The organism is Polyangium mundeleinium, assembly GCF_028369105.1.
Lineage (GTDB): Bacteria > Myxococcota_A > Polyangia > Polyangiales > Polyangiaceae > Polyangium > Polyangium mundeleinium.
The window spans coordinates 10,935,633-10,954,211 of record NZ_JAQNDO010000001.1 but is presented as its reverse complement, the minus strand read 5'-3'; the positions used below and the strand labels follow the sequence as shown (position 1 = coordinate 10,954,211).

The window sequence follows — 18,579 nt, the reverse complement described above, 5'->3', positions numbered from 1 at the left end:
GCTCAAATATCCGGAAACGAAGCAATATTTGGACGCCGTCGAGAAATGGGCGCCTGGGCGATGTGCCTGGTAGCATCGAGGACCGGGCCCCGGTTCCGCCCACGCAACCAGGACTTTGAGGTATAAAGGCCATGCTGCGTGAGGCCTGGAGGCATCGAAGGCGAGGACTCCAGACCGCAACGAGAAAGCCCGTGGGGGCAACCCGGGAGCAAGCCGGTCGATTTTCCAGGATCGAGAAAGTGCAACGATCGACGTTCCCACAGCGAGACGGGTGAGCTCTGCCGGGCATCGGTCCGGTGGCAGGAAAATTGCCGACAAGCTGAACCCGTTACCCCTCGATGCGAAGTTTCGCCCGACGCCTGCTCGAGACCCGCAAGATACCGAAGCCGTTCCGCGCCCCGCGGCCGATGGCGTTCGAGAAGGATCGATCGCGCCTCTCGAGCCGCGCCCGCCTCGAAGCGACGGCGATCCTGGTCGCTGGGATCACGGCCGCAATCGCGCCGCTCGGCTCCGCCGACGACGAGGCGCGTGAGCTCACCCTGCGCGCGATCGCAGGCAAGAGCCCCTCGTCGCACGTGCTCGTCGTTCATGCATCGCCTGCGACGCTCGCCGAACGAGACTGCCTCGGCGCGCTCTCCGAGCTCGTCGTCGACGGCCACGCGCGCGGCGTGCTCATCGTGCCGCCGCTCGACGCGTTTTGTGTGAGCCGCAAACAACCGGCCGCCGAACCGGCCGCGTCGATCCAGGCGCTCCCGCCAGGGATTGTGCGCCTCGACGCGCGCGGCGCGGCCGTCGGCTTCGCAGCGCCGCCCGCAGATCGGCCGGCGCTCGCCGCGCTCGGGATCGCGGAGGCGCCGTGGATCGTGCCCGCGCCAGCCGAGAGCGTGCCCAAGGTCTCGCTCGCCGACGTCGCGGCCGGACGAACGCCGCTCTCCGTCGCTGCCGGGCGCGTGGTGATCGCCGCGCTCGACTCGCCGTTCGAACCACGCACGAGCGCCGCGGGCGCGCCCGAGATCTCGATGGGCACCCATGTGGCCTCCGCGCTGGGCGGCCTGCTCGACGGAGGCGCGAGGCGCGAGGCGCCGCGGTGGATCAGCGCGCTGATCGCGTCGCTCTCGGTTTTGATCCTCGCGTTCGTTCGAAGGGTCGCGTCCATCAAAGCTTCGTTGATCGCGCTTGGCGTGTGCCTGCTGGCGACGATCCTCGGGCAAGCGATCCTCGCGGCCTCGATGGTGCGGGGCCTCTTGCCGGCGGCGAGCCTCGCCTCGGGCATCCTCGCGGGCGCGATCGTCGCGCTCTCGCTCGACCTCTCCGGCTGGCGACGCGCGGTCGCGCGCACCTCCGATCTGCTCGGCCGCGAGGGCATCTTCCGCCGCGTGCAGACCGAGCCCGATGCGGTCTTCTGGCCTCGCCTCGGCCGCCTCGCGGGGCGCCTCTTCCCGGCCGACTTCGTGCTCGTCGCGGAGCTGCCGTCCGCGCAGTGGCACCTCAAGTTTTGGGACGACGGCGACGTCGGCGAGCACCTCATCGGCGAACGCCGCCGCGACGTGCGCCGCAGGCCGTACATCAACGAGCACGGCGTGGCCGCGCCGCACGTGGTGACGGATTACCTGAAGAACCCCGGCGAGCCCTCGCTGGTCGTGCCGCTCATCGCGCTCGGCGAAACGGAAGGCTACGTGTTCCTGTGCGGCCCGAAGGCCGAGGCCGCGTTCGCCAAGACGCCCGAGCGCCTCGAACGGCTCGCGCGCGAGCTCGCGCTCATCGCGCGCAGGCGCCGCCTCGGCAGCCTGGGCGAAGGCGAGCCCCTCTCTGGATCGCGCTTGCTCGATGCGCCCTTGCCTCCGTCGGAGCGCCTCGTGCAGCGCGCGGACGGCGCGGCGAAGGAGATCGCCACGTTTGGCGAGGTGCTGCGTAGCTCTCCCGTGGGCCTCTTTTATGCGGACGCGCTCGGCGACGTGCGCCTCGCGAGCCGCGAGCTCAATCGATGGCTCGGCGCGCGCGGCGTCTCGGTCCCGCCCGAGTCGGCCGACGGCGCGCTCCCGCCGGGCTCGATCCACCTGAGCCAGATCCTCGTCGCGCTCACGGGCTGCACGGCGGAGGAGGCGGCGACGAGCATGGCCGAGGTGCTGCAGAGCGAGTCGGGCATCACGGGCCGAAGCCCGCCGGGGACCGCGCCGGCGTTTGTCTTGACGGTCCGCGCACTGCGACAGAAGGCGGACGGCTTCTCCTCGATCGTCGGGTACGTCGCGTCCGTCGTGGAGCAGCCCGAGGACAAACCCACGAACGTTCGCGCGCTCGCGACGGCACCGACGCACGATCCGTTGAGCGCGTTCCCGCTCTCGGAGGTGATCGCGCAGGCGGTGGCGGGCACGGCGCGGGCGACGGGGCGGCAGGTGAAGATCGAGCCCATGCGGGGCATGGGCCACGTGATCGGGCACAGGTCCGCGCTCGAACGGGCGCTCGAAGCGTTCATGGTCGAGGCGGCGGGGCAATCGCCGTCGGCGCAGCCGCCGGTGATCTCGGTGCGCGAGACGAGCACCGCGGTCGAGCTCTCGATCCTCGACTGGAGCCTCGGCTTTGGCCTGCCCGAATCGGCGCTGCAGCGCGTGCTCATCGCGCCGGGCGCGGCGCCACCGGGGCTCGAGGTGCTCGGGCGGCTGATCATGTCGATCGAGGACAGCCACGGCGCCGTGCAAATTCGCAGCGAGGACGGATGGGGTCTCACGCTGGTGGTGAGCCTGCTTCGCGCCAAACCTCGGGTGAAGGTGGCGGTGGGCGAGGGAGGCGCGAGCGCGGTGGACAACGTCGTGGCGCTCGGCCGCAACACGGCGAAGTAGGCCGACGCTCGGCATGGTGCGGACGACATGTGCGTCCGTCCCGTCCATCGCTCCCCCGTTGCAGTTCGCGGGCGACGTGTGTCATCGTCGGATCATGCGCGTCGCCGTTTCTTTCCTGCTTCTTGCTTGCCCGCTCGTGATCGCGGCTGGGTGCTTCGGCGGTGGGGGGATCGACGCACCGCCGCCTGAACCGAGCGGATCGGGGGCGACGGGCGGAACCGGCGGCGCAGGTGGGGGCGGCGGCGCCGCCGGCATGGGTGGGGACGCGAGTTCGTCGTCGAGTTCGTCGGCGGGCGGCTCGGGCGGCTCGGGCGGGGGTCCGCTGGCGTGCCCCGACATCCCCAACACGCCGACCATGGTGATGGTGCAGGCTCCGAACGGGGGACCGTTTTATTGCATCGACAGCACCGAGGTCACGAACCTCCAGTACCTCGAATGGGTGGAGACGAAGCCGACGGTGGTGCAGCCTGCGCAATGCGAGGGGAACACGATGCTTGCACCCTCGAAGACACCGGCGAAGGACAGCCTGCCGGTCGCGGACGTAGACTGGTGTGACGCGTTCGCGTTCTGTGCTGCGCACGGCAAGCGTCTTTGCGGCCAGATCAGCGGGGGGGCCCTGCCGTTCACCGTACCCGCCGGCAGCCCCGCGAAGAGCCAATGGCACAACGCCTGTACGGGCGGGGGCACGAAGAGCTACCCCTACGAAGGCGAGTTCAATGTGACGGCCTGCAATGGCCAGGGTTCCGCAAACGGTGACGTCGTCCCGGTCAAGAGCCTGCCGATGTGCGAGGGCGGGTTCCCGGGGATCTTCGATATGAGCGGGAACGTGTGGGAGTGGGAGGATTCCTGCGACGAGCCGACCGGCGGAATGCCCGCGGAGAACCCCTGCCGGCGCCGCGGAGGTGGCTACACGAGCACGGACCACGACATGGATTGCTCCTCCGCGAGCACAAGCTTGGCACGCGGGCTCAGCAACTCGGGGACCGGCTTCCGCTGCTGCGCCGACCTGCCCTGACGCCTTTCGGCGTTCAGCCGATCCGGATCTTCTTCTTCAGCGCGGCGAGCTCGTCGTCGATCTCGGGGTTCGAGGGCTTGCCGTCCTTCGAGATCGTCCCGCCGCCTTCGAGCTGCGCGAACTTCGACTCCAGCTCCATGTCAGACATCCCGCCTCCGCGGAGCGCGTCGTCGAGCTCGCGGGCGGCGGTCACCTCGGCGACCTTGCCCTCGATCTTGTCTTCCATGCGCCGGAACTCGGCGAACGCGCCGCCCGTGCTGCCGCGCGCCCCGAGCCCCTCGGCCCCGCCGCCGGCCTTCGCCTGCTGGAGCTGCGAGGCGATCGTCCCCTTGCGCGCTTCGAGCTCCTGCTGCTTCTGCTCCATGCGTTCGAGCTCGCGCTTCATGTTCAGCGCGGCCGCGCGTTGTTCGGCGCGCAGCGCTTCGGCGCGGTCTCGCTCGGCGATGATGCGCTTCTTCTGCACGAGCGCCTCGCGCGCGAGCGACTCGTCACCGGCCTTCAGGGCGAGCTCGGCGCGCCGCTCCCACTTCGCCGTCTCGGCGTCGATTTCGTCGACCTTCTTGCGCAGCACCTTCTCGGCCGCCACCGCCTCGACCAGCTCCTTGCGCGCCGCGCGGATCTGGTCCTTCATCTCCTCGACGATCAAATCGACCGACTTTTTCGGGTCTTCCGCCTTGTCGAGGAGCGCGTTGACGTTGCTCGAGATGACCTTGCCCATCCGGTCGAAGATGCCCATGGGGCAAAGGTGCCTCGCCTTGCGGCCGGAGTAAAGTCACCCCAGCGTGGGGGGCTACGGTCGGCCCCCCTCACATCCCTCGCGCGGCGCAGCTTCCCTTCGTTCCGCTGCTTCGCGCGCCTCGAACGGGAGGGGGGTTCGTACGGTCCTGTGCCGACGCCGGACGAGATGACCTCACCACTTCTCGATCCACGGGCGGAGATCGAGTTCGAACGTCCACGCGTCGCGCGGCTGGCTGTGGAGGTGCCAGTAGTTCTCCGCGATGTGGTCCGGGTCGAGGATGCCGCCCTCGTCCTTCTTCGCGTAAAGCGCGGGCAGGTTGTCGCGGATGAAGGCGGTGTCGATCGCGCCGTCGACGATGACGTGCGCCACGTGAACGCCCCGCGGACCGAGCTCGCGCGCCATGCTCTGCGCGAGGGCGCGCAGCGCGTGTTTTGCTCCGGCGAACGCCGCGAAATTTGCGGAGCCGCGCACGCTCGCGGTCGCGCCTGTGAAGAGCATGGTCCCGCGCCCGCGCGCCACCATGCGCTTGGCCACCTCGCGTGCCGTCAGGAACCCCCCGAAGCAGGCCATCTCCCAGATCTTCATGTACTTGCGAGAGGTCTCGTCGAGGATGCTGCACGGGACGTTCGCGCCCACGTTGAAGACGTAGACCTCGATGGGCGCGATCTCGCGCTCGATGCGCTCGACCGTCGCGATGACGTCGTCCTCCTTGCGTGCATCGCAGCCGATCGCGTGCGCGAGGCCGCCGCCCGCGGCGATGGCGTCGACGAGCGGCGAAAGCTTCTCCGCGCTGCGACGCGACACGCACGTGACGAAGCCTCCGGACGAGGCGCGCGGCGAGCGTATACGCTCGCGGATGCTCGCTCGGCCCTTCGGTATCTTGTGTGAAAGCTGGGAAAGGATCGGCAGGATGGAATGCCATCCCGCCCGGCATGCTCGTGCCGCGAAAACCGCGGGGGTCGGCCCGATGGGAGACCCCCCGCGGTGAGGGACTACGCCGTCGTCTGGACCGTCGTCGCAGCGCCTTCGGCGAGCGCCGCCTGCGCCGCCGCGAGCCGGGCGATCGGCACACGCAGGGGCGAGCACGACACGTAATCGAGCTTCACGCGCTCGAAGAACCGAATCGAGGCCGGGTCGCCGCCATGTTCGCCGCACACGCCGAGCTCCAGGTTTGCCCGCGTCTTTCGGCCGCGCTCGCAGGCGATTGCCACGAGCTCGCCCACGCCCTCCGTATCGAGGCTCGTGAACGGGTCTCTCGGCAGGATGGCCGCCTCCACGTAGGCACCGAGGAATTTCCCGGCGTCGTCGCGCGAGATGCCCATCGTGGTCTGCGTCAAATCATTCGTGCCGAAGCTGAAGAACTCGGCCTCCTCGGCGAGCTCGGAGGCGCGCAGGGCCGCGCGCGGCAGCTCGATCATCGTGCCGAACAGGTACGACACCGACCGGCCCTTTTCGGCGAACACCTCGCTCGCCACCCGCTCGATCGTCGTTTTGGCCAGCGCGAGCTCCTTCCGCGTCATTGCCAGCGGAATCATGATCTCGAGCTTCGGAGCGGCGCCTTTCGCGGCCACATCGCACGCGGCCTCGAAGATCGCGCGGGCTTGCATCTCGTTGATCTCGGGGAACGTCACGCCGAGGCGGCAGCCGCGGTGGCCGAGCATCGGGTTCAGCTCGTGGAGCTCCTCCACCTTCCGCACGAGCTCTGCCGGCCGGACCTTCATCGTCGCCGCGAGGTCCTCGATCTGTTTGCGCTCCTGCGGCAGGAACTCGTGCAGCGGCGGATCGAGCAGGCGGATCGTCACGGGCAGGCCCGCCATTTCCTGGAAGATCGCGGTGAAGTCCTCGCGCTGGTAGGGCAGGAGCTTCGCGAGCGCTGCTTTTCGCGCGTCCACGTCGCGGGCGAGGATCATTTCCCGCACCGCCGCGATACGTTTGTCGTCGAAGAACATGTGCTCGGTGCGGCAGAGGCCAATGCCTTCGGCCCCATACGAGCGGGCCGTCCGCGCGTCCGCGCCCGTGTCCGCGTTCGCCAGCACCTTCAGCCGCCGCGCCGTGTCGGCCCAGCGCATCAGCTCTTCGTACTCCGCCGACAGCGAGGCCGGCGCCGTTGGGATCGCGCCGAGGTAAACCGAGCCGGTCGCGCCGTCGAGCGTGATCACGTCGCCCCCCTTCACGCTCACCGTGTCCGTGGGCCGGCCGAGCTCGTCGTAGATCGTCACGGTCATCGTGGCCGTCTCGTAGCTCACGGCGACCGCCGAGCAGCCTGCGACGCAGCACTTGCCCATGCCTCGCGCGACGACCGCTGCGTGGCTCGTCATGCCGCCGCGCGCCGTCAGGATGCCGTTCGCGGCCTTCATCCCGTGAATGTCCTCGGGCGACGTCTCGGCGCGCACGAGGATCACGGGCAGGCCTTGCGCCGCCTTTCGCTCCGCCTCGTCCGCGTGGAAGACCACCTGCCCGCTCGCCGCGCCCGGGCTCGCCGGCAGACCCTTCGCCAGGAGCTTCTTCGGCGCCTTCGGGTCGATCGTCGGGTGCAGGAGCTGCTCGATCGACGCCGGGTCGACGCGCATCACGGCCTCGCGCTGGTCGATGAGCCCCTCCTTCGCCATCTCCACGGCGATCCGCACGCTCGCCCGCCCTGTCCGCTTCCCGTTCCGCGTCTGGAGCAGGTAGAGCTTGCCCGACTGCACGGTGAACTCGAGGTCCTGCATGTCGCGGAAATGCTTCTCCAGCCGCTCCTGCGTGCGCACGAGCTCCGCGTAGGCCTCGGGCATGCGCGCCTCGAGCGAGGCTTCGTCGTTGCCTTGGCCCTTCGCGATCGGGTTGGGCGTGCGCACGCCGGCCACGACGTCCTCGCCTTGCGCGTTCGGCAGCCACTCGCCGAAGAAGCGCTTCTCGCCTGTCGACGGGTCCCGCGTGAAGGCCACGCCCGTGCCGGAGTCCTCGCTCAGGTTGCCGAAGACCATCGCTTGCACGTTGCACGCCGTGCCCCACGCCTCGGGGATGTCGTGCATCTTGCGGTACGTCTTGGCGCGGTTGTTGTTCCAGCTCCGGAAGACCGCGACGATCGCGCCTTCGAGTTGCGTCCACGGATCGTCGGGGAACGGTGTCCCCGTCTCCTCCTTCACGATGCGGCGCTGCTCCTTCACGAGCGAGCGCAGCGTCTCCTCGTCGAACATCGAGTCGGGCAGCTTTCGCTGGAGCTCGGCCACCGTGAGCCTTTGGGCCTCGACCATCCCGCGCGCGGCGGCGGCCTTGCGCCGGGCGATCTCCAGCGCGTCGTCGAAGCGCTTCCGATGCAGCCCGAGCACGACGTCTGCGTATGTCACGATGAACCGGCGGTAGGCGTCGAGGGCGAAGCGGGGGTTTTGGGTGCGTGCGCCGAGCCCGGCCACGATCGTCTCGTTCAGGCCGAGGTTCAGGATCGTGTCCATCATGCCGGGCATCGAGGCGCGGGCGCCGGAGCGGACGCTCACGAGCAGCGGGTTCTCCGGGTCGCCGAAGCGGGTGCCGACGATCTCCTCCACCCGACGGATGGCCGCGCGAGCCTCGTCGAGGAGGCCTTCCGGGATCTGCTCCCTGGAGGCGAAGAAGGCCGTACAGACCTCGGTGGTGATCGTGAAGCCCGGCGGCACGGGGATGCCGAGCCGGGTCATTTCGTGGAGCCCTGCGCCCTTGCCGCCGAGGAGCGGCTTCTGGGTTCCGTCGCCGTCGGCCTGACCGCCGCCGAAGAAATAGATGCGCTTCGCCATGGCGGCTTCCTTCCATGTTTGGGGTGACGGGCGCAAGAAAAGTTTTCGAAACACGCAACCGCAGGCGGCTCCACGCAGATGTACGTGCATGGAAAACCAGCCAGAGGTAGGCTCGGACGCTCCCATGTCCTCCACCTTCAAACGTCGCCAGCATGCAACCGTCGCCGACCTGCTCGCGATCCCGCCTGAGGAGCGTGTTCACGAGATCATCGACGGCGAGCTCGTCCGCAAGGCGGCTCCCACGGGCGAGCACGGCGATGCGCAATCTGCGGTCGTCGCGCGTCTCAAAGGACCGTTCCAGCGCCGTCCTTCCGGCGGCGCGTTTCCTGGCGGATGGTGGATCTACACCGAAGTCGAAGTGGAGTTCGCCCCGACGCAGGTCTACCGCCCCGACGTCGTCGGTTGGCGCCGCGAGCATGTCCCGGAGAGGCCCAAGGGCACGCCGATTCGCATCCGGCCGGACTGGGTCTGCGAGGTCCTTTCGCCCTCGAATCCCGGCACGGACCGCGTGAAGAAGCTGAACCATTACCACCAGTTCGGCGTGCCCCATTACTGGATCGTGGATCCGATGGAGGAATCCCTCAGCGTCTTTCGCTGGACGCGGGAGGGATACCTCTTCGTGATCGCGGCCGGCCGTGATGTGCGCGTGCGGGCCGAGCCTTTCGAGGCCGTCGAGCTCTCGGTCGGCGCGTTGTTCGGCGGCGACGACGACGATCCCGTGGAAGGGTTCCCCGGCGAGCGATAACGTCCCTCGAATCAAAATCGAGGCTGAAGACCCACCGTTTTCGCCCTGAGGGCTGGCTGACGCTTCGCCCCTGGGGCGAAAACGTGCACTTTACACTATTTAACCCATCGTCCCTCGAGTCGTGAGATGTAGCGGACTGGCGATGAAACGCGCGTCTTTGAAGCCCCTCCTTGTCTTCTCGGCTCTCCTTCTTTTTGCCGCTTCCCCTGCGCACGCCGACGAACCCCAGAAGCCAGCGCCCGCTCCGCCTGCCGCAGCTCCCCCTGCGGCGCCTGTCCTCGTCCCGCCTCGTCCGCTCGCCGCGCTCGAGGCCGCTTATCCGACCGAACCGGGCCTCACGGGCGAGGCGGACGTCATGCTCGACGTCACCGTCGCCGCGGATGGCAGCGTCAAAGAGGCGCGTATCGTCTCCGGGGACGCTCCCTTCACCGAGGCCGCGTCTCGCGCCGCGCCCGGCTGGCGCTTCGAGCCCGCCACCCGCAACGGCAAGCCCATCCCCGCGCGCATCCGCGTCCTCGTCCATTTCACGCCCCCAACGCCGCCGGCCGAGGAGGAGACCCCTCCCGCGGCCGAGGAGGGCGCCACGCCGAAGGACGGCACCCCCGGCAAAAAGCCGACTGCGACGCCGAAGCCGGCGGGCCCTGCGCCCATCGAGGTCCTTGCCCTCGGCGAGCGCCGCGCCGTCGGGACCTCCTCGCTCGGCCGCGCCGAGGTCCGCGTCTTGCCGGGCGCGTTCGGGGATCCTTTCCGTGCGATCGAATCCCTCCCCGGCGTCACGCCTATCTTCTCGGGTTTGCCCTTCTTTTACATTCGCGGCGCGCCTCCCGGCAACGTCGGGTATTTCCTCGACAACGTCCGCGTCCCTTATCTGTATCACCTCGCCCTCGGCCCCTCGGTCGTCAATCCGGCGATCGTGGACCGGGTCGACCTCTATCCCGGTGGTTACCCTGCGCAGTTCGGTCGTTTTGCCGGCGGCATCGTCTCCGGCGAGACGACCAAGCCGAAGGGCGAGCTCCACGGCGAGGCGAACATCCGTGTCTTCGACGCTGGCGCCATGGTCGAGGCCCCGATCGGCGACCGCGCCACCGTCATGGCGGGCGGCCGATTCTCGTACACCGCGGCCGCGCTCTCCCTGCTCGCGCCCGACACCACGCTCAATTATTGGGACTATCAGGCCCGCGCGACCTTCGACGTCACGCCCACGGATCGGCTCACCCTCTTCGCCTTTGGCGCGCACGATTACCTCGGCGCCAAGGCCGATGGCGTGGAGCAGGGCCTCTTCGACGTGCAGTTCCACAGGATCGACTTCCGCTACGACAAGGACGTCAGCCCACGCACGCGCCTGCGCCAGGCCGTCTCGTTTGGCTACGACCGGACGGCCATCGGCGGCCAGGAGGGCATTTTTGCGCGCGATTTCCTCCTTTCAGCCCGGAGCCAGATCCTCCACCGCCGGAATGAATCCATGCTCTTCCGGGCCGGCGTCGACGCGAATTTCGATTATTACGACCTCGTCGTGGGGGGCGACACGGACGAAGAAGATGCCCAGAACCAGCAGTCCTTCCTCGACCAGTTTTTCCCGCCGCGTCAGGACATCGCGGTCGGGTTTTACGCGGACGCCGTCCTCGACGCGGGCCGCGGCGTCGAATTCACTCCCGGCGCGCGCGTCGACCTATGGGGCTCGGGCGGCGTCACCGCGATCAGCGCCGACGTCCGGCTCGCCATGAAGGTCCCCATCGTGCCCCGGCTGAAGCTCGTCTCCGCCATGGGCCTCGCCCACCAGCCGCCCGGATTTGTCTTGCCCATCCCCGGCCTCTCCATCGGCAAGCTCGCGGGTGGCCTTCAGCGCAGCGTCCAGACGAGCACCGGCCTCGACGTCAAATTGCCGTTCGGCTTCGAGGCCACGGGCACGTTTTTCCTCAATGGCTTCTTCAACATGGCCGACGCGCTCGATTCGGTCGGCCGCGCGGTCAACGGCGGCGGCGGCGGTCCGGGCGGAGGCCCCGGCGGTCCGGGTGGCCCGGGCGGTCCGGTGCCCCAGGAGAACGACGACGACGGATCGAACGTGATCAGCGACCGATCGCTCGGCACCGCGGTGGGGCTCGAGATCTACATCCGCCGCAAGCTCACGGAGCGGCTCGGCGGATACATTTCATATACGCTCTCCCGCTCGTCGAGGAGCATTGGTTTTTCCTCGGGCCCAGCGCAATTCGATCGAACCCACGTCCTGAATGGCGCGGTCTCCTGGGAAGCTGGCAAGGGATGGCGCCTCGGCTCGCGTGTCGTGTTCTACACGGGTTTGCCCATCGCGGCCGCGGATGCCGCGATATGGGGCAAGAGCCGCACCGATCCGTTCTTTCGCATCGACGCGCGTATCGAAAAGCGCTGGAACCTGAAGAAGCGCGGCTGGGTCTCGTTCGTGATCGAAATGCTGAATGCGACGCTCAGCACCGAGCAAACGGGCGTAAGCTGCGGCCCGACCGAATGCGAGGCCCAGGAAATCGGCCCCGTCACCGTGCCGAGCATTGGCGTCGAAGGCGGCCTCTGATCACTTCACCTTGCAGCGCGCCCCCGCCCCCGCTGCGGGCCGCCCATACGGGACCTTCGGCCCCTTCGGCTTGACGTACACAGCGCCGCCTGGCCCGGGCCGCGGCACGACCGCCCCCGAGGCCTGCGGACGGCCCGATGGCAGCTCCTCGATCGTCAGCACCACGTCGGCCCCTTCCTGCTCCACCGCTGCGATGCTGGGCCGTCGCGGCGCGTCCTCGGCCACCCCGGGACATGGCACGCCCTTGCCGCTCACCGCGACCACGGCCACGTCCCCGCCGAGCTTCGGCACCTCGGCTTGCCACAGGAGGCGCGGATCCCCCGGCTCCCCGACCACAACGGCGAGGCACGAGCACGTCGCCTCATGGGGCGTGTCCTTCGCGATCATCACGTCGTGACGCACTCGTTTTTCGGTGGGGGGCGTCGTGGTCGTCCCGCTGAGCGGCGCGGGCGCCTGCTCGGGCTCGCTCAGCGTCTCCGTGCGGCGGAGCGGCTGGCCCGTGGGATCACCGAGATCCTGGGACCAGCCGGAGTTCGCCGGCGAGCTCTGTTCGCCGCCGCAGCCGCTCAAAAGCGCGAGCGCGAGGAGGGCCGAAAGGGAAAGAGGAGCCTTCCGCATACCCCTTCAGAATCGCACCCCCGACGGGGAGGCGACAAGAAAAGTTACGGCGGTGGCGACATTTCGCAGAGAAACCCTCGTTTTTCGCCGCAGTTCCGGTCGTCGAACGACGCCGCGGTCCCGGGCGACGCCGACAGCATCACGCAGTCCTGCTTGTTGCCTTGATCCCCGGGCAGCGCGTCCTTCCACGCCGTGAACCCCCACGGCTCCCCGTTCGACCACGAGAACGCGCCCTCTTGCTGCGCGTCCGTCCCGCCGATCCATACGTCGCCCGACACCACGCTCCCTACGAACCAGAACTCCTCGGCCGAACTCAGCGCCGCCAGGTCGCCGCCGAGCTCCAGGCAATGCTCGCGCGCGGTGTTCCAGTCGCGCTCGTTGCCATGGTGCAGATAACACGAGCCCGTCGTCGGCGACTTCCATTGCCACGGCAGAGGACATGCATCGTCGGGGTCGGGACAGCTCTGGCAGGGCGGCGCCCCACCCGTCCCGCCGCTGCTGCTGCTGCCGCCCACTGTGCCCTGGCAGCCGGTTTGATCGATACGCGTGCCGTCCTGGCAAAGCGCGAGCACCCCCTCCTCGATTCCGGCGAGTGCGTTGCAGCCGAGAGCCTGGCCGAGCACGAAAAGTCCGAGCCACCAAAAGGGACGTCCGCGCGGGCTCCCCGTTTGTCGTTTGATACTCAAAACACACCTCCGACAACGATCCCCGCGCCCGATCCCACCGTTCCCACGCCGGCACGCGCGGGCGTGCCCTCCGGCGCCGTCAGGTACAGGACGAGCCCTCCCGTCGCCGCGAGCACGCCCGCGATGATTGCCCCCGTCGCCGCGTCGCCGCGCGTGCGCGCCTCGTTGCGCAAGGCGACGCCGGTCGCGTCGCAGAGGTTGCCCTCGATGCAATGGCCGGCCGAGGCGTCGTTCCGCGCAATGGCCTGCATCCCGAGGATCGAGCCCGCGACGACGGACACGACGCCTGCGCCTCCCAGCGCGATTCCCGCGATCTTGTGCACCGAGGCCCTCGGATTCGGAAGGGGCATCTCGGGCGGCGGGGGCGGTGGTTGCGGGGCGTCCATCAGCTCCGGAATGGCTGCCGTCACCCGCGTGGCCTCGCCCCCGGGCACCTCCACCTCCACGCGGTACGGGCGTTTGCCCTCGGCCTGGGCCTCGACCACGTGTTTGCCCGGGTCCACGGGCACGGCGGTCCCCCATAACGCGCGCCCGAGGACCTGCCCGTCTTTGCGGATCTCCACGTTCTGCACCTTCTCGGCCCACGGCGCGGTGATCACGAGCCGCGTGAGCTTTGGCTCGAGCGCCGCCGCCCGCTCGCGCGCGACCGTCTCGCGCTCGAGCTGCCCCTTTTCGCGTGCGGCATAAATGGCGGCCCGGAACTCGGCCCAGGCGCTCGCGGTGCGCCCGATTCTTTCCAGACAATCGGCGAGGTTCAAGAGCGTCCCGACGCCCGCGTCGAGCCTCTGGCTCTCGGCGAACTTGGGGCATGCCTCTGGATAACGCCCCTCGTCCATCAGCCATTTGCCCTCGTCGAAGAGTACCTCTGCTGCGGCCCTCCGGGCGGCGCGGTCCTCCATCGTGTCGGGCGGAATTGCGGCGGCTTGGCCGGAGAGCAGCACGACGGCGAGGGCGGCCGCGGGCGCGACGGCGCTTCTCCTCGGATCACGATGAGCGACGCGGAAGGTATTCGTCATGGGTGTCATTCGCGCCCGTCGAAAGGATTGGGGCGCTTCACGGACGACGGGGGTTTCTCCGAGATCTTGTCCGTGATCGTGCTTTGCGGCCGCGGCTTTGAAAAGCCCCCCTGCGGCGTCTTACTCATCGGCCGCGGTGCGGGTCGCGCCTCTACCATGACGGGCGGATGCGCTTTCGTCTCGGCGGCCTCGACGGATGCCGGCAGCGGTTTCACCTTCGTGAACGCCGGGCCGAGCGTCGCCTCGATTCCGCCATGCGCAAGGTCTGCGACGACGTTCGGCGATCCGTACGCGCGCTGCAGCCGGATCCCTGCGCCTCCTGCGAGGATGAGCGCCGCCACGAGCGCGAGCAGCGGCACGGGCCGCAGCATTCGTTGCCACTTCGCCCCCGCGGGATCACGCTCGAGCAGCGAGGTCGCCGAGACCGGCGGCGTCGAATGCAACGGCGGGAGGAGCACGCGCGGATCGGTCAAGGTCGGGCTCGTGCTCAGCGGGCCGCGCGCGCTGGGGGAGCGCTCCGCGGACGTACCACGCGCGAGCAGGCGCACCGCGCGCTCGCTCGACGCAATGGCTCCGGGCTTGCCGAACGGCGCGAGCGCGACCGCGAGTTCGGCGATGTTCGTGTACCTATCGCCCGGGGTTTTCTGCAGACAACGCAGGAGCGCCGCGTCGAGCTCCGGCGGCGCGTCGGGAAGACGCGCGCGGAGCGGCGTCGGTGGGTCCTTCAGAATGGCCGCGCAGAGCTCGGGCAGGCTTTGCCAGGGGAAGGGGCCTTCCCCCGCGATCAGCTCGTACAGCGTCACGCCGATGGACCAGATGTCCGAGCGGGGATCGGCGTCGCGCGTGGCGCGGAGCTGCTCGGGCGACATGTACATTGGTGAGCCGATCACGGCGGAGGTCGTCGTGAGCGGAGCGCCGCGCTCCGGCGAAGTTCCATTATCGACCGACAGCTTGGAAATTCCGAAATCGAGCACCTTCACGATGCGGGATCCGTCCGGACGCCGGGCGAGGAAAAGGTTGTCGGGCTTGAGATCACGATGGACGATTCCGAGGGAATGGGCCTCGGCGATCGCCTCGCACGCCTCGAGTACGTACGTGACGGCGTCCTCGATGGGGAGGGGGCCGTTTCGGGCGACATGCGCGCCGAGATCCGAGCCTTCGAGCAGCTCGAGCACCATGTAGGGCTGTCCGCTCGGCAATCGCCCGATATCGAGCACGCGCGTCGCGTGCTCGTTCTGGATCATGGCCGCGGCCCTCGCTTCGCGGGCGAATCGGGCAACGACCTCCTCGTTCTGCATCGCTGATTTCAATAGGAATTTGAGCGCGACCCGGTGCCCGAGCTCCACGTGCACCGCGGCCACGATCACGCCCATGCCGCCTTTGCCGAGGACGCGCAGGACGCGATACTTGCCATCGAGGACGTCGCCGATGGCCACGGGCAGACCCGAAGGCTCGTCTTCCCACGACGAATCCGACCTGCGCTCGACCTGCATTCGTCCCCCCCGCCCGACGATCCCCCGTGCGACTGCGACCTCGCACACCATAGCGCAGCGCACTTCTCTCGCCCGTGCCTGAGCGCTGGTATTCTCCCGTACGGTGCTTTTTAGAGGGCTCGAACGTCCGCGGCGTCGGACGACGCGTGAATGGTGTGCGGAGCGGAGGGAACGATGCCGGTTTTGGGATCAGGCCGAGACGCTCGGGCGCTGCTGGACGATCCCTTCGACCGGCGTCGGACGCAAGACATTGTCGAGCATGGGGCTCGTCCGTTCCACGGCGATTCGAATCTCTTCGAGCAGCGCCGCGTCCGCGTCGGTGTCCACGTCCACGGTATAACGAAGCTGCCCGAACCCGGGCCGGACAGAAGGATCCAGCGCGAGATATCCGCGCAGGTCGAACGGCGCCTGCACCTTGATCACGAGGTTGCGATACTCGATCCCGCGCAGCCGCGCCTGCGTGACCCATCCAATTGTGAGGCACGATCCGAGGGCCGCGAGCAAGAGCTCCATTGGATCGACGTGCTGGTCTTTTCCGCCGAGCGGCGTGGGCTCGTCCGTCTCGATCTTGAAGGACCTCGCCCGCGTCACGGCTTGCGCGCCGTCCCGCCACTCGGTCACGGTCTCGAAGCTCCCTTTCCCTGCTTCGGGCGCTTTCTCCACCGCGTCGCGCGTGTTCCGGAACCTATCGATGTCGAGGGTGCAGCAACCACCAAGCGATTCCATGGTCATGACCTCCATCGGCCGGCGCGCACCCTCAGGCAAGGGCGCGCAAGAATGCGAGCAAGACGGCGTCGAATCGCGCCGACTCCTCGTATTGAGGATTGTGCCCGCTCCTCTCGAAGATGTCGAGAACGCCCCGCGGCACCGCGTCGATCGCCTCCGCCCATAACTCCACAGGGCAGACGTAATCGTATCGGCCACAGAGGGCGAGGACGGGGCAAGCCATCTCGCCGAGGGACGGCACGAGGCTCCAGCGCTCCGCTTCGGGGCGGATGACCGATTGCATGTAAAGGGCAAATCCCTTCGGGACGCCTCCCCAAAGGGCACCGGCGTCGAGCGCCGGATCGTTCCACACGAGTGGATGCAATGCGAGGTATCGACGGAGGGTGAGCTCGTCGGGATCCATCGTGCTCGTATCGAGGGCGCCGAGCTCGGCTTGGTTGCGAGCGAGGAGCTCCTTCCGTGGCGCGCTCGCCTCCGCCTCCCACCGCGCGATTCCCACGCTCATGGCGCGGCTGAAATCGGGCACGCTCGCCACGGAGACGACTGCGGCCGCGTGCTCCCGGTGACGGAGCCCGAATTCGAGCGCGATGCCTCCGTGGTTCGAATGGCCCATGACCACGGCGCGATCGATCCCGAGCTTCTCACGCGCGGCATCCAGATCATCGGCGAGCGTCGCATACGTGGCCCCCTCGGGGCTGCCGGTTGATGCCCCCGTGCCTCGCATCTCGACGTAGACGAACGTATGGGCATCGAGGAGCCGCCGGGAAAAGGTACGCCGGTAGAACTCGATCCCGCAGCCAGTGGGGACGAGGATCGGCGGGCCCGAGCCCTCCGTGAGAACGTGGAGCTCGACGTCATCCACGCGAATCCGCTTGCTCGTGGCTTCGATCATGATGTGTTTTTCTGGAAAGACCAATTCAGAACGTGCCGACGCAACCCACGCCGCCGCCTTTGCCGCCCACGTGGGGGCCACACTGGAGGGTCAAGGCCGGCGCGCGGCCCACCTTCGGGCATTCGAGATCGGGCGCCGATCGCGTCACGGCGAAGACCACGATCCCCGTGGTGAGCGCGGCAGTTCCGAGGATGTACCCCACGACCTGGAGCCCGGTCGTCACCTTGATTCCGGATTCGATGGAGGGGCATTCCAGGCTTGCGCCCGACCCGCCGCAGAGGTTCGCGTCGAAATTGTCGAGCCTGCCCGAATGCACGACCGAGGCCGCAATCGCGCCGCCCATCACCGCGAGCCCGCCGACGCCCACCACGATGGGCCAAACGGGCGCCGTCGCCGCGGCAACGGGCGCCGCGATCGCGCCGACGGGCGCTGTCACTGCGCCGACGGGTGCCGAGAGATTCGGGGCCCCGATATTGGGATTCGGCGCCGTGAGTCCAGGATTCGGCGCCTCGATTCCAGGGTTCGGGGCCGTGAGTCCTCCCACCGGCGCCGTGAGTCCCCCAATGGGCGCCGTGAGTCCGCCGACCGCCCCCGTGAGTTGTCCCGTGGGTTTGCCGAGCCCACCGGTAAGCCCACCCGCGAGCCCACCGACCGTCCCGGTGAGACCTCCTGCCGCCACGCCAATGCCAGGCGTATCCAGGTTCGCGCTCGCGCGGGCAACGGCGCCCACCGCGAGACGCGCGCGGACCGTCAAGTCGGGTTTTCCAGGCGGGCGGACCACGACCGAGACGTCCCCCGGCGCGAGGTAAATCGGTGAGGTCATTGGCAATTTGGCGGCAATTTGTCCCCGGACGAGCACGAGGGCGCCTGGCACGCCGCCTTCCACCACGAGTCCGCCGAGCTTCCCCGAAAGCTCGCCGAGCGCCCCATCAATCTTCGCGCGGATCGGCTCGTACGCCGTGCGCGCCTCCACGCGGAATCGATGCAACGCGAGCCACGCCTCGTCGAGCCGCCCGGCCGCTTGCAGTGCGAGGCCGAGGTCCCCGAGGATCGTCACATCCCCCGAGAGCTCGAAAGCGCGCTCCAGATCCGGCAAGGCTTCCCGCCAACGACCCGCATCGATATTCACCTTGGCGCGGGCGCGCAGCTCGGCGGCGTCGCGCAGCTGCGCCTCAGGCCGTGGCGGCTCGACATTCGCGTTCGCATTTGCCCTCGCGTCGGCCGCCGCATCCATGCGCGCGCCCGCCATACCGCTGACACCCGCATCCACGCGGGGCGCCTCGGCCGCGACGTCTCCGGAGATCGCGGGGCGACAATTTTCCGTGGTCGATCCGCAGCCCAGCGGGCCGGCGGCGAAACACATCGTGAGGAGCAACGGGGCGACGGGAAAGGAGCGGCGCATCGAGGCCATCATCCTTCGAGCTATTATCACAGGTGGCGTTGCATCATCAATGCAAAGCAATGATACGGCAGTACGATGGCGCGGTCCGCCGCGATTGCGCGTTGCGCCAATGG

The 18,579-nt window shown here is 68.7% G+C and carries 14 protein-coding genes; 4 read left to right on the top strand and 10 right to left on the bottom strand.

Annotation, left to right across the window (positions count from 1 at the left end):
* Positions 1–338: 338 nt before the first annotated feature.
* Together POL67_RS43130 and POL67_RS43125 are read left to right on the top strand one after the other, a co-directional pair.
* Positions 339–2,837 (top strand): CHASE2 domain-containing protein, encoded by a 2,499-nt coding sequence (locus POL67_RS43130; RefSeq protein ID WP_271927032.1) that lies wholly within the window; start codon positions 339–341, stop codon positions 2,835–2,837.
* A gap of 94 nt (positions 2,838–2,931) precedes the next feature.
* Entirely contained in the window at positions 2,932–3,852 is a 921-nt protein-coding gene (locus POL67_RS43125) for a formylglycine-generating enzyme family protein (protein ID WP_271927030.1), read from the top strand.
* 13 nt (positions 3,853–3,865) lie between these two features.
* On the opposite strand, the gene POL67_RS43120 is transcribed toward POL67_RS43125, so the two are convergent.
* The 3 genes from POL67_RS43120 to ppdK form a co-directional block, all read right to left on the bottom strand.
* Positions 3,866–4,588: a PspA/IM30 family protein gene (locus POL67_RS43120; RefSeq protein WP_271927028.1), complete on the bottom strand. Its 723-nt coding sequence runs from the start codon at positions 4,586–4,588 to the stop codon at positions 3,866–3,868.
* A gap of 174 nt (positions 4,589–4,762) precedes the next feature.
* The gene (locus POL67_RS43115) at positions 4,763–5,677 is read right to left on the bottom strand and encodes an SDR family oxidoreductase (RefSeq protein WP_271927026.1); all 915 of its coding nucleotides are present in this window, start codon (positions 5,675–5,677) and stop codon (positions 4,763–4,765) included.
* Entirely contained in the window at positions 5,584–8,343 is a 2,760-nt protein-coding gene (gene ppdK, locus POL67_RS43110) for a pyruvate, phosphate dikinase (protein WP_271927024.1), read from the bottom strand. The genes POL67_RS43115 and ppdK overlap by 94 nt, the downstream gene beginning before the upstream one ends.
* Positions 8,344–8,467: 124 nt before the next feature.
* On the opposite strand from ppdK, the gene POL67_RS43105 reads away from it, so the two are divergent.
* Positions 8,468–9,088 (top strand): Uma2 family endonuclease, encoded by a 621-nt coding sequence (locus tag POL67_RS43105; RefSeq protein WP_271927023.1) that lies wholly within the window; start codon positions 8,468–8,470, stop codon positions 9,086–9,088.
* Between the two features lie 142 nt (positions 9,089–9,230).
* Positions 9,231–11,633, top strand: coding sequence for a TonB family protein (locus POL67_RS43100; protein WP_271927022.1), 2,403 nt, complete (start codon positions 9,231–9,233; stop codon positions 11,631–11,633).
* Here POL67_RS43100 and POL67_RS43095 read toward each other — a convergent pair whose 3' ends face one another.
* The 7 genes from POL67_RS43095 to POL67_RS43065 all read right to left on the bottom strand — a co-directional run bounded on the left by POL67_RS43095 (position 11,634) and on the right by POL67_RS43065 (position 18,466).
* On the bottom strand, positions 11,634–12,251 hold the full coding sequence (locus POL67_RS43095; RefSeq protein WP_271927021.1) for a hypothetical protein: 618 nt from the start codon (positions 12,249–12,251) through the stop codon (positions 11,634–11,636).
* 44 nt (positions 12,252–12,295) lie between these two features.
* Positions 12,296–12,874: a C-type lectin domain-containing protein gene (locus POL67_RS43090; protein WP_271927020.1), complete on the bottom strand. Its 579-nt coding sequence runs from the start codon at positions 12,872–12,874 to the stop codon at positions 12,296–12,298.
* A 59-nt stretch (positions 12,875–12,933) separates the two neighbouring features.
* On the bottom strand, positions 12,934–13,953 hold the full coding sequence (locus tag POL67_RS43085) for a hypothetical protein (RefSeq protein ID WP_271927019.1): 1,020 nt from the start codon (positions 13,951–13,953) through the stop codon (positions 12,934–12,936).
* 5 nt (positions 13,954–13,958) lie between these two features.
* A complete protein-coding gene (locus POL67_RS43080) occupies positions 13,959–15,446 on the bottom strand; it encodes a serine/threonine protein kinase (protein WP_271927018.1) in 1,488 nt (495 codons plus the stop codon).
* A 189-nt stretch (positions 15,447–15,635) separates the two neighbouring features.
* Positions 15,636–16,172 (bottom strand): OsmC family protein, encoded by a 537-nt coding sequence (locus tag POL67_RS43075; protein ID WP_271927016.1) that lies wholly within the window; start codon positions 16,170–16,172, stop codon positions 15,636–15,638.
* A 31-nt stretch (positions 16,173–16,203) separates the two neighbouring features.
* Complete coding sequence (locus POL67_RS43070; protein ID WP_271927014.1) at positions 16,204–17,064, bottom strand: alpha/beta fold hydrolase; 861 nt, start codon at positions 17,062–17,064, stop codon at positions 16,204–16,206.
* Between the two features lie 25 nt (positions 17,065–17,089).
* On the bottom strand, positions 17,090–18,466 hold the full coding sequence (locus POL67_RS43065; protein WP_271927013.1) for a tetratricopeptide repeat protein: 1,377 nt from the start codon (positions 18,464–18,466) through the stop codon (positions 17,090–17,092).
* Between the last annotated feature and the right edge of the window lie 113 nt (positions 18,467–18,579).